General features: G+C 56.5%; 10 protein-coding genes. 3 read left to right on the forward strand and 7 right to left on the reverse strand.

The features are described 5' to 3' along the window. The first annotated feature begins 1 nt into the window (after nucleotide 1). Genes CEE69_RS19770 through CEE69_RS19780 form a run of 3 tightly spaced genes read left to right on the forward strand, consistent with a single transcriptional unit; the run spans nucleotide 2 to nucleotide 4,094 of the window. Entirely contained in the window at nucleotides 2–919 is a 918-nt protein-coding gene (locus CEE69_RS19770; protein ID WP_099262444.1) for a MotA/TolQ/ExbB proton channel family protein, read from the forward strand. A 6-nt stretch (nucleotides 920–925) separates the two neighbouring features. Then, on the forward strand, nucleotides 926–1,348 hold the full coding sequence (locus tag CEE69_RS19775) for an ExbD/TolR family protein (RefSeq protein WP_099262352.1): 423 nt from the start codon (nucleotides 926–928) through the stop codon (nucleotides 1,346–1,348). 58 nt (nucleotides 1,349–1,406) lie between these two features. Further along, nucleotides 1,407–4,094, forward strand: coding sequence for a prenyltransferase/squalene oxidase repeat-containing protein (locus CEE69_RS19780; protein WP_233215463.1), 2,688 nt, complete (start codon nucleotides 1,407–1,409; stop codon nucleotides 4,092–4,094). Between the two features lie 3 nt (nucleotides 4,095–4,097). Here CEE69_RS19780 and CEE69_RS19785 read toward each other — a convergent pair whose 3' ends face one another. The 7 genes from CEE69_RS19785 to CEE69_RS19815 form a co-directional block, all read right to left on the reverse strand. After that, entirely contained in the window at nucleotides 4,098–5,570 is a 1,473-nt protein-coding gene (locus CEE69_RS19785; RefSeq protein ID WP_099262354.1) for a DEAD/DEAH box helicase, read from the reverse strand. Between the two features lie 382 nt (nucleotides 5,571–5,952). Further along, nucleotides 5,953–7,860 (reverse strand): multiheme c-type cytochrome, encoded by a 1,908-nt coding sequence (locus CEE69_RS19795; RefSeq protein ID WP_099262356.1) that lies wholly within the window; start codon nucleotides 7,858–7,860, stop codon nucleotides 5,953–5,955. Nucleotides 7,861–7,865: 5 nt separating this feature from the next. Next, entirely contained in the window at nucleotides 7,866–11,087 is a 3,222-nt protein-coding gene (locus tag CEE69_RS19800; protein ID WP_099262357.1) for an FG-GAP-like repeat-containing protein, read from the reverse strand. 120 nt (nucleotides 11,088–11,207) lie between these two features. After that, a complete protein-coding gene (locus tag CEE69_RS33530; protein ID WP_261341358.1) occupies nucleotides 11,208–11,339 on the reverse strand; it encodes a hypothetical protein in 132 nt (43 codons plus the stop codon). A 163-nt stretch (nucleotides 11,340–11,502) separates the two neighbouring features. Continuing rightward, nucleotides 11,503–12,723 carry a DUF1559 domain-containing protein gene (locus CEE69_RS19805; protein ID WP_099262445.1) on the reverse strand — a complete coding sequence of 407 codons (1,221 nt, stop codon included), beginning with the start codon at nucleotides 12,721–12,723 and terminating at the stop codon, nucleotides 11,503–11,505. Nucleotides 12,724–13,353: 630 nt separating this feature from the next. Beyond that, nucleotides 13,354–13,755 carry a hypothetical protein gene (locus tag CEE69_RS19810; protein ID WP_099262358.1) on the reverse strand — a complete coding sequence of 134 codons (402 nt, stop codon included), beginning with the start codon at nucleotides 13,753–13,755 and terminating at the stop codon, nucleotides 13,354–13,356. Continuing rightward, entirely contained in the window at nucleotides 13,752–15,092 is a 1,341-nt protein-coding gene (locus CEE69_RS19815; RefSeq protein ID WP_233215430.1) for a heterodisulfide reductase-related iron-sulfur binding cluster, read from the reverse strand. The genes CEE69_RS19810 and CEE69_RS19815 overlap by 4 nt, the downstream gene beginning before the upstream one ends.

The raw sequence follows: 15,092 nt of genomic DNA on the forward strand, positions 1-15,092 counted from the left end.
ATTGGTCATCGCTGTTCTTTGGGCAGCCTTGTTGATCACTGCTGTCCCCGGGCAGTTTCTGTCGCAATCCGCATCGGCTCAGGACGAAACCGAACCCGCGGGTGCCACTCAAGGCATGGTCGATGCGGCCGACATTCAGTCGGTGATGAACGACGAACCAACTCAAGAACTGGGTAGCGACCAACCATCAGGAATTGATCTTCTGTCGCTGATCGCCCGCGGCGGTCGCTTCATGATCCCGATCGGATTGATGAGCATGTTGGTCGTGACGTTGTCGGTTGAACGGACGCTGTCACTTCGCACGGAAAAGATCTTGCCGAGATCGCTTGTCAATCAGATCAGCGATCTTGCCGCGACTCACGAAACGTTTCCACCGAGCACAGCCCAAGAAATCTGCATCGAAAATCCATCACCCGCCGCTCGTGTGATTTCAGCAATGCTGATGCGAACGGGTCAGCCGCTCGGCGACATCGAACGAACCGCCAGTGAAACACTGCAACGTGAAGCGGATCGTTACGCGGGCCCTGTTCGTTGGCTCACACTCGCCGCCGCCGCTACCCCATTGATGGGTCTGCTGGGAACGGTGTGGGGCATGATCGTTGCCTTCCACGAATCCAGCACACTGACGGCGGATCGCAGTCGCAGCGAACAATTGTCAGAAGGAATTTACACGGCACTTGTAACGACGTTGGCCGGGTTGGCGGTTGCGATTCCTGCCGCCATCCTGGCGCAATACCTCGAGAACCGCATCGCGAAACTATTTCATCGGATCGAGGAGATGGCATTCACGATCGCTCCCGGATTGGTGCGGTTTATCGGTCGATCGCGGATGGATGCGGAAGGGCAACTGCGTCCGCTCGACAATGGAGCACCGCCTCCGATGGCCATTCATTCGCCGCCTCCCGTCACCTCTTCGTGATCGATCATGGCTGTTCAACTCAAACGATCCAACGTTGCTGGAACACTCAGTCTGACCCCACTGATTGACGTGGTTTTTCTGCTGCTGATTTTCTTTTTGGTGACCAGCGAGTTTGAAGACGAGGAACGTCGACTCGACATTGTGCTGCCATCGGCAACTAGCGCCGTTCCGATGACCAGCAAACCTCGCGAGGTCGTGGTCGATATCAATGCGGACGGAACGGTCTTCCTTCGCGGGAAAGCAACCCCGCTGAAAGAACTCGAACTACTGCTTCAGAAAGCTGTCGCGAGCAATCCAACCAATCAAACCGTGGTGATTCGCGCTGACCAGAACGCTAGCTTTCAACCGGTCGTGAATGTCATGGATGTGTGCAACCGCACCGGAGTGAGCGATTACTCGGTTTCCACCAAAGACGGGCCGGCAGGCTGATTCGTTGAGCAAAGATCCTACCTTCTTTGACGAGATTCCAGATCCCGATGACGAGCGCATGTGGCCGCTCGACGTCGCGCTGATTTCGTTGACCGGTTTGATCCTTTACATGATCTTGGGTTATCTCTCGTTTGATGACCCACGACCGTTGTACAACGCATGGACCTATGTGATCGCGGTGCCGTTGGTTGGCATGGGATCGGCATTCACGCTGCACCAAATCGCATCGAAGTACGTTCAGAAGTCGTTTCAACTTGGGTTCTTGTTCAGCATCTTCGTTCACTTGCTGCTGGTTGTGCTGGCGGTTCGCTGGGTGATCTTCCCGCACTACTTTCCCGAAGCCTTTGCGGGGGTCAAACCCGATCGATCGCCGATCCGAAAAACGGTTCCCGAGTACCTGTTTCAAAAGCCAGATGAATCCAATGCGGTGACACCGGATTGGTCACAACCCGTTGACGCGGAAACCACATCGCAGGTCATTCCGCTTGAACAGCGACAGATGCCACCGGTGAAACGATCGGCTCCTCGCTTGGAAGTCCCTCGCCCGAATGAAGAGCAACCTCGCGAGCCGGAAAAGTTCTTGATGGAACGTTTGCAGCCGGAAATGGCCAAGCCTCAGCCATCAGACTCTCCATCGCGTTTGGCTCGCCGGCGACAACCAACCGAACCCGTTCCTCAATCACAATCGGCGCCACAAGCACCCGAAATTGACACCGCGGTGACGCCGGCGGCGGACCAATCGCCGGCCGAGAAGTCGACATCCGCAGCAGCCAAACGTCAGCGCAGCGGCGCGACCGTTGCGATGTCTGCCGACATGTCGCAAATGCCCAGCCAAGACCCCGCACCGACGCCGGTGCCAACGATGCGAGCGATGGCGGAATCCATGCCGACGGTTGGCTCCGCCGGCTTGGCTCGCGAGCGAAGCCAAAGGCAACGCCCCACGCGACAATCCGCTGCCGGGGCTGCCCCCACACCGCCAACGGTCTCGATCGCGAAAATCGAAGTCGACGCCGAACGCATGCTGACGCCGGAGCTTTCACCGGTTCAGCGAACCAGCCAAGCGGTCGGTGCCAACGTGACGCTCTCGCCGGGTGAGTCGGCGATGGCGGCTCTCAACGACGCACCCACGACAGGGCAGGGCGATCTTCCACAGGCCGCGAGATTGGCCACGATGGCCGGAGTTCCAGAGGCCACCAATCAAGCACTCAGTCGACCTCGGTCGGCCAAACGCCGAAGCGTCGGACAGCGAAGCGGATCAACCGGACCAGGCCCCGATTCAGGAGCCATTGCGGCGATGCTGGCAGATGCCTCCGACGATGCGACGGAAGGCGAGGCATCTGACGCCGCAACCGATCGCGACCTCAGTGATGACAGCCCCTCACGCAGCTCGGCCAACTCCACCGATTCCTCCTTGGACGAATTGGCAATGACCGCAGATCCGGTCTTCGACTTGAATGCGCCGGAAGGCCCCGCCGGATTGTCCGTTGAAAGAGCCGACAAAGCTGGCATTGTCCCGTCTGATGAACCCGTCGAAATCGCGGCATTGGACCTCACGCGAGGCCAACGTCAACGACGTGATGTTGGCGGACCGATCACGCCCGCTGGATTGTCGATCGCTGCCGTGGAGCAATTCAGCAGACGCGTCCAACGCACCAACGGAGGCGCCGCACCGGCTCCCGCCGGAATGGTGGGCCCCGCCACCGAAGAGGCAATCGAACTCGGACTCGCGTTTCTTGCCGCCTCGCAAAACGAAGATGGCAGTTGGTCTCTGCAGGGACATAGCGAAGACGTGATCTTGCAATCCGACACCGCCGCGACCGGCATGTGCTTGCTGGCGTTTCAAGGCGCGGGCTACACACACCGCCAACACCAATACGCACCAGTTGTTGCCAAAGGGTTGAAGTTCCTGACAGACAATCAACGCACCAACGGCGATCTCTACCGCCGAGAAAACCCGCTGAGCGATCAGAACGTTGCATTCTATTCTCACGGCATTGCTTCACTCGCGATGTGCGAAGCCTATGGCATGACGCAAGACAGCGAACTTCGTGAACCAGCGCAGATGTGCCTCAACTACATCGAAGCGACCCAACACAAGCAGCGTGGTGGATGGAGGTACACACCGCAGGTCAGCAGCGATACCAGCGTCACCGGATGGATGATGATGGCACTGAAAAGTGGCGAACTGTCCGGACTGGACGTGTCCCCGGACACCTATGCCGGCATCGATCGCTGGTTAGAACTTGCCAAAGCCAGCCCCACGGAACGCGACCGATATCGGTACAACCCATTCGCACCCGACACTCCCGCTCAAGCTCACGGACGACGCCCGTCACCCACGATGACAGCCGTCGGCATCTTGATGCGAATGTATTCGGGATGGAGCCGTGAAAATGAGGACATGCAGTCGGCGGCTGACTACATCGCCAAGTTCCCACCCAGCATTGGGACCAGCCGAGCGCCACAGCGAGACACCTACTACTGGTACTACGCCACTCAAGTCATGTTCCACATGGGCGGCGATCATTGGGACAACTGGAACCAGTATCTCAATCCAGTCCTGATCGACAGCCAGATCAAGCGTGGACCGGAAGCAGGCAGCTGGGACCCCGAATTGCCCGTGCCGGATCGATGGAGTGCCCATGGCGGGCGTTTGTACGTCACCGCCATGAACCTGCTCAATCTTGAAGTCTACTACCGGCATCTGCCGATCTACGAAGAGACCGGCGCTCAACCAACGCCGTGAGACTCAGCGCGACGAAGGTCGTCCACCGCGTCCACGGCTGTTCTTCGAACCGCCGGACTTACCCGCTTCGCTGCCGGCCGACTTGCGTCCGACGGTGCTGCCACGGCCGCTGACGCTGCCTTCGGCGCGTCCACGACGGCGACGACCACCTGGCTTGGATCCTCCTCCGCCACCCGAGCCACCTTGAGCGGAAGCGGAACGGGAACGACCACCGCCGCTTCGTCCTCCGCCGCCGGATCGACCACCGGAACGAGACTTCGACTTATCGCTCGAGCCAGGGTCCTGAAGCGGTCGCGGCTGACATCCAGGCAGTCCCGAAGCAACGGGAATCTGCAATTTGATTTCGCGTTCAATCGCGATGAAGAACTTGGTCTCGTGACCGCCACAGAACATCACGGTCTCGCCTTCGCGGCCCGCCCGGCCCGTTCGACCGATGCGGTGCACGTAGGCTTCGGGGGTATTGGGCGTGTCGTAGTTGATCACCGTTTGGATGCCATCGATGTCGATGCCGCGAGCGGCCACATCAGTTGCCACCAACACATCCAGTTCATCGTTTTTGAACTTGTTCAAAGTCCGAACACGGTTGGCTTGCGTTTTGTTGCCGTGAATCGCAGCCGCCTTTACACCGGCTTTGACCAATCGTCGTGCGACCGCGTCAGCACCGTGCTTGGTACGAGTGAAAACCAACGTCGAACCGATGGCCTTGCTTTCGACGAAGTGATTGAGCAACTTCGGTTTGTCAGCTTGAGCGACAAAACAGACCGACTGGTCGATTCGTTCGACGGTTGGCTTCTGCGGTGCAATTTGGATCGTGACCGGATCGTTCAGAATCTCGTCAGCCAATTTGCGAATGGGTCCCGGCATCGTCGCCGAAAACAACAGGTTTTGTCGATCGTAAGGCAGCAGTTTCAGGATGCGTTTGACGTCGGGCAAAAACCCCATGTCGAGCATGTGATCGGCTTCGTCGAGAACCAGGATCTCCACGTCACCTAAATCGACGAAACCTTGGTTGCACAAGTCCAGCAGTCGGCCGGGCGTGGCAACCAGAGTGTCGACTCCAGATTGCAATTCGCGAACCTGCGGGTTTTGGTTGACACCTCCGAAAATGACGGTGCTTCGCAGGCGAGTTTTCTTGCCATAGATCCGGAAATTCGCTTCGATCTGCGCCGACAGTTCACGGGTCGGCGAAAGCACCAGCGTGCGGATGGGCCGGCGACCCGGGCGTCCGCCACGACGTTTCGACGGGTGAGGACGGTCCTGATCGTCTTCCCACATGATCTGCAGGATCGGCAATGCAAACGCGGCGGTCTTTCCCGTGCCGGTTTGTGCGGCACCGAGAACGTCGTTGCCATCGAGAATTTCAGGGATCGATTGAGCTTGAATGGGGGTCGGGGTTTCGTAGCCGGCTTGCTCGAGGCCGTGCAGCAAAGGGCCAGTCAGCCCTAAATCTTCAAATTTGTTCAAAACAGGGTCCAAGGTGGGAATCGAATCACGCGAAGCGTGAACCGTGCAATCAGCGAGCCCAATGAACCACTTCCAGGTCGCTCAAGAACTCGCCCCAGGACCAAGATGGTGTTCCCTCGTTCACAACCATGTGAGCGATACAGGGACCCAATGAACCCGGATGCGTTGGCCGCCAAATTCGCGAAAAAAATCGTCGCGGGCGGTTTGTTGCAAAAGACTAGCTCTCCGGCCCCAAAAGTCCATTGCAAATCGCCTCCCCCACAATGGAATGCGACTTTCTGACCCCCAGCGATAAGTTGATGGCCAACTCAACCTTCGGCGCGTTCGATGACCGACTGGGCGCGTGTTCGCCGGGGTAAGCGTGCTAGATGGGGACTCAAGCTGATGAGGGCATTTAATTCTGCGAAAGGCCGCGCAGCCGTCGAGCAGCTTGCTGGTGCAACCGACTGCGATCCATCCGGTTCTCCGCCTGGAATATCTGAGCGAGGTACTCATGAGCGACAATGAGCGTCGAGTCAATTCGAAGTGCCTGCTCAAACGCAACAATCGCTGGTTCGATCCGATTGGCGTTGAGTTCACAAACCCCAAGCATGAAGTGGTCACCAGAAACTCGACGCATCTCAGTCAGCTCTTGGTATGAGGACCTCGCCGCTTCGTTGTCCTGTCGCTTCAGTGCAACCCGTGCCAGCACATCCATCGCACCGATAGAAGCGTGCGACCCAGCCACCTCCGTTTCAACCACGGATCGAGCCAACCTTTCCGCAGTCGCCCAGCTCCCCGCGGCAAAATAGGAATTTGCGAGTGTCGTCCGAACACTTGCATCGTTGACACCCGACTTGAACAGTTCGACCAACTCCCGCTGCGCAATTTTGAAATCATCCTTCATCGACCCTGGCAACCCGCCGCTACTCGCGAGCGAGTGAAAGGCCAATAGCCGACGGCGGTCACGCTCGGTTTTCGTCAGGTGGTCGGTTGCCGAAATCGCCACCAAGCGGGGCTTTTTGGATTTCGGTACGGAGTCTGACTCTGGAATCGAAAGCTCTGCGAGCAGGTAGGATTCATCGTGAACCGCGATTCGATGGTCGTGCAGCGCGGCATGCGTGACGTCGGTTGGTCGTTTGGGCATGTGGCATGTTTGACACTGATCCTGCTGTGTTTCGATTCGAACCGAAAGCGGCACGTCGCACGAGGAAGAGGACGCGTGGCATCCGATACAGAGATCCCGGTACACGACGGCTTGGTCGGAGACCGGGTGAGGATGGTGGCATGTCACACAGGACAGCACCTCCGTTTGCAGGTAGCATTCACTTTGATGCAACTGCTCGGTATGGCCAACGATTCGAAAACTCTCTTCACCCTCATCAAGTTGAAACTCAGTGACATGCTCTGAGAGCAATTCACCGGGTTGGAAATCCCAGCGATCAAAGTCGCTTGACGAGCTTGAAACGATCCCTTGCAAATGACATTGACTGCAGATTGCCTCGCGATTTTCCCGAGCAATTTTTCCGGGATGAACGATGTTCAGCTCTGATAGCGAGAGGTTTTGGTCGCTTCTTTGATCGGCAACATGCTGCGCACCGGATCCGTGGCAGCGTTCGCATCCAATGCTGGCGTGAGTGATTGAAAATTGACTTGACTGAACCTTATCAGCTTGCACTTCTCCAGCATGACAAAACACACAGGTGGTCGTGATCGCTCGATCAAACATCGCTGAATCCTCCCCATCGAATCCAGGTGAAAGCCCCCACTGATTTGCTTGTTCATACCAAGTCAGTGGGGATTCAATCCAATAGCCGTCTCGTTTCCCAAGGTAGGTGTGTGCGTGGGCACCAGACCCAATCTCATACACCAAATCGATTGAGTTCCGAGCAATCAGTTCTCCATCAGCCCCAAAAATCGACTCTCGGTGCTGCATTCCATCGTCGGTCATTTCCGCTTCGTAAAACCGCCGAGATTCGCTGTCGACAAAGTCTCCGCCCAAAGGAAGCTCCTCACGCTGGATTCGCCGCATCGATTGAGCGTGCGTGGTTTGTTTGAAAGCATCCGCCTGCTTGGGGTGACATTCCATACAAGCATCCGAGCCGATCGTGTCGGTGGGTCGCGTCACCCATTCATTGGACGCTTCCGAATCGTGGAGCGTGGTCGCTTGAGACGACAACAAATCTTGCCAATTCGACGTCGATGCCCCTTCTCGTTCCACCGCAGGCCTCTGCCCGCAACCGACACTGCTGCTGGCGATGAAAGCCACAGCCATCGACAACCAAAGCCAGTGCATTAAACAGTGCCGTGTTACAGGTGACATCGTATTCACGGGAGCTTCGTCAACTTCGCTTGCCCTTCGACGACAAGCACAACCTGATTGGTTTCCACATTCCTGATCGTCTCTTGCCGTCCCGATGGCCAGTCGACGTTCAACTCAACGGCCATTCCTTCGGGAATCCCGCCAAGAAAGAGGGTTCGCTCGTCTTGGCATGCGTATCCACCACCGCTCGTCAGCCACCGAAATTGTTGCCCCCCGTCATACTTGACAGAGAGCCTCGCACCGACGGCAGATCGCTCGCTTTCGACACCGACCAATTGCACACTCAACCAGTCACGTTGAGGATGACCAATCGTTTGATTCTCAAGGAGCGCAACGGGACGGTCCTGAAAAGACGCGACCATGTCGACCAACCCATCGCGATTCAGATCCGTTCGTATGAGCCCTCTCCCAATCGTGGGCTTCGCCCATTCTTCGTCAATCTCCAACCTTTCAAACTGGGTGGATTCTTGAACAAACAATTGGGCAGGCATTTTATGAGGCATTCCCCGATACTCTAGATTCTCGATGTGCCCATTGAGCACCGCGATGTCCTCATCCCCATCATTGTCAAAATCAGCTGCGACCGTCCCAAAGCCGAGCACGGGAATGCTGTCGGCCGCAAGCCCACTTGCGGTCACACGGTCACTGAAAAAGCCGTCTGCTCTCTGCAAGTACAGGTGAGCAGGTTCATTGAGAAAGTTGGTGACATGAAAGTCAATCCGGCCGTTTTGATCAAAGTCTGCGGTCGCGATTCCCATGGAAGCGCCGCTGCCACCGAGCGAAGAGAACGCACACCCACGAAGCTTCGCGAAATCGTTCCACTGATCTGGTTCGGGGTCGGCGACACCCTCACCGACGATCCCAGAACCGCGTTTCCAAAATCGATTGGGCTGCGTGTCATTGGCAATAAAAATCTCATTGCCTGTTTGATTGTCAAAGTCGCCGACCACCACTCCCAAGCTGGGAGCAGCACCTTCTTCACGCCCCAGTGTTCGGGCGTCCCACTGCCCGATGGGTGACCGCACATACAGAACGTCTCCCGCGTCCTGGTAAGACTCGGGTCCACGGTAATCGATCGCGCGGCCATGCTCGTTCGTTGGCACAGTCTCAAAAACGCGAGGGTCATCCAAATAGCGAATTTCAACAACATCAGGGATTCCATTCCCGGTTAGGTCTGCAACCGCACAACCAGAGGACCAATCCGGACCACTGTTCCAAGCAGGAACGTCTGTGCGTGAGAAAGTCCCATCGGCGTTGTTGATCAAGCATGCATTGTTTCCGAAATTGCTAATCAATAAATCCGGCCATCCATCCTGATTCAAATCGCCTTCTGCAACCGCCAATGTGAACCGGTGATCCTCGACCGACGCGAGTTCAGAGCAGTCTTGATAAGCAACAGCCAGCGACCGATAGAGACGATTCGACGATTCCTCATTCACCTCGGTCGTGGTTGCATCGCTTGGATGACAGCCTCCCTGTCCCATGAACAAATCAACCCATCCATCGCGATCAAAATCGATCGCACAAACAGCGCCGCCGAATTGTTGAAAGATACTCAAATCTTGCGGACGGGGCGGGTCAGCATTTCGGTATCGGAAATCAACCTTCCAATCGCGTGCTCGATCAACAAACCGAACGCTCGCTTTTGAATCGGCCGCAGGATCTCCCTCGACCTGCTTGCTAGGCCCAGCGAGGCCAGCCTTTTCGATGACGCCCGAAAGTCTTTCCATCGCATGTCGATGGGTTGCAAGCGGATCAACACTTCGCAGTCCAAACGTCGTTTCACTGACCGACGGAAAACCAGTGTCCGTTTTCCGCAAGACTTGAAATCGCTCCTGAAGAGCTTTCACACTTGCCGTATCAACAGCGGGCCCCTGCATCACCGCGATCATCCGCCACGCATTCGCCTCCAGACCTCGCCCGAGCTGATCTAAGTGCTCAGCAAGTTGCATCATTTGCTCAGAACCATCCTGCGGGGAGCTCGTCCCCAGACTTCCAATTTGATTGCCCAGAATCACGGTTCTCTTCAGCCGTTCCATTCGCTGCGTGGTCTCTCTCTCAACATCATGCCTCTGCATTTGGTTCATCCAGTTCGCGAGCAACCCGAGCGCGACTCGATCGGTTGGATCACGATGAATCGCTTCAATCATCAACGGAACTGCCAATTCCGTGTCACGCAATTGATCATTGACGAGTCTGCTCAATGCAAACCAATGATCCGCCCAAAGAAGCTGATCTTGGTTGACGTGCTCCCACCACAAGCGGAGACTTTCCATGTCGTTCGCGTCCACGGCAGCGCGTCCAAGCAGTGCCAAGGCGGCATTCCATCCTGACCCGTTGGAAGAATGTGTTTCTGATTCATCGATCCAACTCGCCAGCGAATCAACCGCCAGGTGTGGCTCGTGTGACGCCATCAGACGATGTGCCTGGGCGATAGCCCCAACCCACCCCGAAAGGTCTTCACTGGACTGCTGGCTTCCGTTCCCTGCGGAGGTCAGCGATGGATCTTGAATGGAAAGCAAAGAAGCAAGCTCAGCCTGTCGAACGTCCCCCAAACGCACCAGATTGCGAAGGTACCGGGCGGCTTCGTGACGCCGGCCCAACCGGTTCAACAAGGCCGCCAACTGACGGTGTGCCTCGGTCGCCTCAGGAAAGCGATCCAGCAGCCGTCGATAACCGGCAATCGCCTCCTCATAATGCCCTGTTTGAGCGAGCCAATCTGACTGCATTCCCAATGCCGCCGGTCCCACTTCCGATTCATCCAGATCGATTCGCCGCAGAGTCTGGATCGCTTCGTCAACGAGCCCCAGCCGATGAGATTGAACCAGTGCGGAAAAATACAAAACCTCCGAATCGTCTGGAAACCGATCCAGCGACATCTCGACGATTTCAACCACAGCCTTGCCTGAATCCCGTTCCGCGTCGCGGCCCCCTGAACCGCTTAAGATTCGATTCAATTCGTCCAAAGCGTCCTGGCGATCAAGCTGGTCGGATTGGGTGTTCTGTTGTTCGGTCTTCCTGAAAGACGAAACCTCGGGCTGCAAACTCTCCGATGTCGCTGCCTTGTCCTTGACCCGGATCGGGGCGTCCGGTGGTGAGACGTTTGGCTGGCATCCGATTGCAGCACAAATCCACGCGAGACAAATCGCGACGGTTCCCCAGCACGTTTGCCACACCTGCGGGGCGTGACGACCGCCTTGTAGTTTCTGAGCTTCCTGCAAACTCACACGTCATCCTTCCAGATGGAGCACAATGGAACTGCACACCAGCCTTCGAAAAACCAGTGCGAACACATGAGGAAGCCGCGTCCAACAGAAACATACAAGGCGACATCACCGGATATAAAACTACTGCATCTTTTTCATCTCATTCTCGTAGTCGGCTGATTCCATTTCTTTGTCCGTCTCGGTCACTGGTGCATCGTCAGCAGGCTGAATAACCGTACTGGACTCGCCACAACCAACAGTGATCAAGAGCATCGAGAAAACGAAAATACTTAAACTCAGAGATTTCATTTCAATCATTCATAGAAAAGGGAGCGTCAGAAAGTGAAAAGCCATTTGGAACTCGGTTCCAAATGGCAACAACACAGGGAGTCAGACTCCCTGAGAAAGGACATTCTTCAATGCAGCAAGAAGGGGACTACTCGAGCGACACAGACTCTTTGTTCCCACGAGTTCCCAGGCCGCCCCACAATCCATAGGGACTACGTTGGCCGGCGTTGACAGGTCCCGCTTGGCTGTTTCCAGCTTCGATCGAGTCCGTGATGAACCTGACCGCTCCGTCGCCCATCAAGACGTGCACTCCACCTTGGTGTCGACTACTGGCGGTGATCGAACCTCCTCCTTCAGTCCATCGGTCCACGCACAGTTCCGAATTGGGCGGAAGGTTGGTGAACAGCCCTGTTGAAGTTGGCAACGAGATCATCCACATCATTCCCCGATTGTAAATGTCGTTGGGACTGTGCAATGCACCCGGTCCTGTCGGTGCGGGACAATCGACTCCATCACACCAAAACGAGGGTCGTTGCGGATCGATATGCCCAGTCTGTTCACAAATCGAGACGTTTTGCTCAACATTATCGAGGGTGCGGTTGAGGGTGGTTCGATTGTCGTTGTCGCCCAGGTCCGTCATCATCTCCCCCATCGCGATGGTGTTCGACAAGCCATCCAAGACGTCGCGAAATTTCCGATCGGTCCGATGCGTGAACATGCCGCGGGCGTACCGACCTTGAGTGGTCTTGCTGCCCGAGATCACGTCGAATGGACTGCCTCCCGTGCCATTCCAACGAATCGGCCGAGTAAACGGCGTTCCCTGAAATGCATCACCGAGGCAAAATGCGTAGTTCGAACGACCACCTGCAGGAAGCCCCACTCCTGGATCGCTGGGACATCGCAACGCCGGCGTTTCAGTCATCCAAGGAATGTATTGGTTGCGTCCTCCATTGATTCGCGGAGCAGGCCCCATGGCAGGCCATGGCGGTGTTTGAACGCCACCATCCACCCGCTGTTGAGATGGATTGCTGATCATCTCCCACAAACCTTGCTGCTCCATGAATGGAAGCAGTCCAACCATCGCACTCAAGGAGCCCGAGTTGTGAGTATTGTACGGCGCCCACGCGTTGGGAGCGTCATCACGCCAAGTGCCGGTCGAGTGCCGTGGTAGTTGATCATAAGCAGAGTGATAGTTGTGCATCGCCAAGCCGATCTGCTTGAAGTTGTTGCTACAACTCATCCGCCGTGCTGCTTCACGAGCAGCCTGCACAGCCGGAAGCAATAGCCCGACCAACACGCCGATAATTGCAATCACGACCAGCAGCTCCACCAAGGTGAAACCACTTGAGCTTCGACATTTCGTCTTCATCATTGAGTCCTTGGGAACATGAATCACGCTTAAAAGACATAGGGCAGGGCCCGGAACGCGGGCATCACCCCCCCTAACAAAGACTATAGAGACGCGAAACCCGAGCGTCAATCTACTCAACATTAACAAGCGACTGCGAAAAACAAAGCATCGTTGAGGGGCGTTTTCCTTCGGAAGGCAGACGCCCCTGCTGCACAGCAAGATTGCCGAATTACCGTTGAGCAGATGCCAACGGATGACGAAAAGGACAATTCTTCGGCGTGAAATCGGGCGTCAGCACGGGGCCACAAAGCAAGTGCGCAGGTGTCTTCGGGTACGTAAGCTGTTTGGCGTTGGCCACGACTCCCACGTACAACAGGTGCGAACACCCGAGCGGCTCACGAGGTCAAACCCAGTCGTTCCCGCCAACCTACTGAAACACTTCCCACCGATCGAATGCTCCGGCTTAGGAGAGGTTTTGGTGCTCGTCAAACCCACCGACAAACACAGCGAACCACAATAGAACGCTCGCGGTTTGAGTTCAAAGCACCTTTACCGCCTCAGAAACCAAACGCTCCTAGGTTAGGCTTGCGTCCAATTCGCACGATTAATTGTGAGATGTTCTTCAAAGCCTGCGAAATGGGGCGATCGTCACCCCACCAATCGTTCGATGACTGACTGGGCTCGTTTGGCGGCGGGGGTTAGGGCGGGTGACTTGGACTCGGCGAGTTCTCGCAGGACCTTTGAGGTTGATGGATCGACCTGGTTCAGGCGGCCCAGCATCGTTGCGGTCCAGTAGAGTTGGTCGACCGCCGTCGCGGCCCAGCTCTGACCATCTTCGCCTTCGTACAAAACCGTCTCGAGCAATCCAGCCATCTCTTCTTCCTCGTCAGCGGTTGGCTCGACCGATCCCGACAGAACTTCACTCGCCCAAGTCCGCACCTCTTCGTCGTCCGATTGCAACGCGAGCAAGCAGTCGATCGTCTTCCCTTGCACGTTCTCCTGCCGAGCCAACGCTTCCAGCTCGCTCAAAGACAATTCGTTGAAACTCATGGCGATCGTTTCGGTCCAGGGTTGGTTTCGAAGGAGGGCGATTCTTCCAAGCACGCACTCAGAAATTCCATCGTGTGCATCACTCGAGGTGCTGGGTGCGATTCCGTCGCCATGGAATTCAAATGCGATTGCAACTGCGTCAGACAACCAATGTTGCCGCTGACCACGATCGGGGCACCCGTTGCCAAGACCGCTTTCGCTTTTCGGCGGCCGAGCTCATCCGCGGTTTCAGGTTGATCCAAGTTGTAAGTTCCCGCTGAACCACAACACAAGTGTGCTTCCGCAACATCCACCAACTCCACATCCGGAACCCGGCAGAGCAATTCGCGAGGCTGCAGTCGCACTCCCTGAGCGTTGGCCAAATGACATGCGTCGTGGTAGGCCACCCGCACGATCGACTCGCCCTCATGCACCAACGCGGGTCGCTTCAGCCGAAGTCGATCCGCATGCTCGCACACAACCACGGAGACGTCCTTCACCGTCGCGGCCAAAGATGCCGCCTGCGATTCAATGTCAGTGCCTCGTAAAATCATGCCGTACTCTTGCATGCCTGATCCACATCCCGCCGCATTGGTGACGATCGCGTCAATCGGTTGTGAATCGCTCGAAAAGACACGCACGTTGTTGCGAGCGAACTTAGCCGCTCGATCACCATCGCCAACGTGCCAAGCCAGCGAGCCACAACAACTCTGCTCTGGTGGCACCAAGACTTCCAAGCCAATGTGCCGAAGCACCGCGATCGTGGCTTCGTTGATTTCAGGTGCCAGGACTTGTTGAGCGCAACCAGCAAGCAACGCAACACGCCCAACTTGGTCACCCATTGGTGAGTAGCGAGGCTGCAGCTTCGTCGCAGCGGGCAAGGTCTCCGGCAACAGATCCAACATTGGCCGCAAGAACGATGGAACCAGGGCGGAAAACGTTTTGCCAATCTGCCCCATTCGCGCCGCGAAGCGAAATCGTTTGGGGTAGGGCAGGGTTTGAGCGGTCAGCCATCGCTGCAGCCTCTGCGGCCAAGCAACGGGAATACGATCTCGAACGAGCGAGCGATAGGGGCTGAGCAGGTGCCGGTACGACACACCGGAAGGACATGCGGGCTCGCAAGCCAAACAGCCTAAACAAGCATCCAGGTGAGGCGCAGCCTTGTCTGCCGGCATCGAACCTTCCAACACTTCCTTCATCAAAATGATGCGCCCCCGAGGCGAATCCGATTCGCGTTGGAGAACGTCATAGGTCGGGCAAGCCGACAAGCAAAAGCCACAACGAATGCACGTGCTAACGGCTTCCGCCATCGCATCGGCATTCGGTCCGGTCGTCTCCAGGGGAATGTTATGCTGCAT

Source organism: Rhodopirellula bahusiensis (assembly GCF_002727185.1).
GTDB lineage: Bacteria > Planctomycetota > Planctomycetia > Pirellulales > Pirellulaceae > Rhodopirellula > Rhodopirellula bahusiensis.

Bases quoted from the DNA above. Each gene is read 5' to 3' on its own strand.
- CEE69_RS19805 (WP_099262445.1), bottom strand. From the start codon at position 12,723: ATGAAGACGAAATGTCGAAGCTCAAGTGGTTTCACCTTGGTGGAGCTG.
- CEE69_RS19775 (WP_099262352.1), top strand. From the start codon at position 926: ATGGCTGTTCAACTCAAACGATCCAACGTTGCTGGAACACTCAGTCTG.
- CEE69_RS19780 (WP_233215463.1), top strand. From the start codon at position 1,407: ATGTGGCCGCTCGACGTCGCGCTGATTTCGTTGACCGGTTTGATCCTT.
- CEE69_RS33530 (WP_261341358.1), bottom strand. From the start codon at position 11,339: ATGCTCTTGATCACTGTTGGTTGTGGCGAGTCCAGTACGGTTATTCAG.
- CEE69_RS19810 (WP_099262358.1), bottom strand. From the start codon at position 13,755: ATGAGTTTCAACGAATTGTCTTTGAGCGAGCTGGAAGCGTTGGCTCGG.
- CEE69_RS19795 (WP_099262356.1), bottom strand. From the start codon at position 7,860: ATGTCACCTGTAACACGGCACTGTTTAATGCACTGGCTTTGGTTGTCG.
- CEE69_RS19815 (WP_233215430.1), bottom strand. From the start codon at position 15,092: ATGCAGCATAACATTCCCCTGGAGACGACCGGACCGAATGCCGATGCG.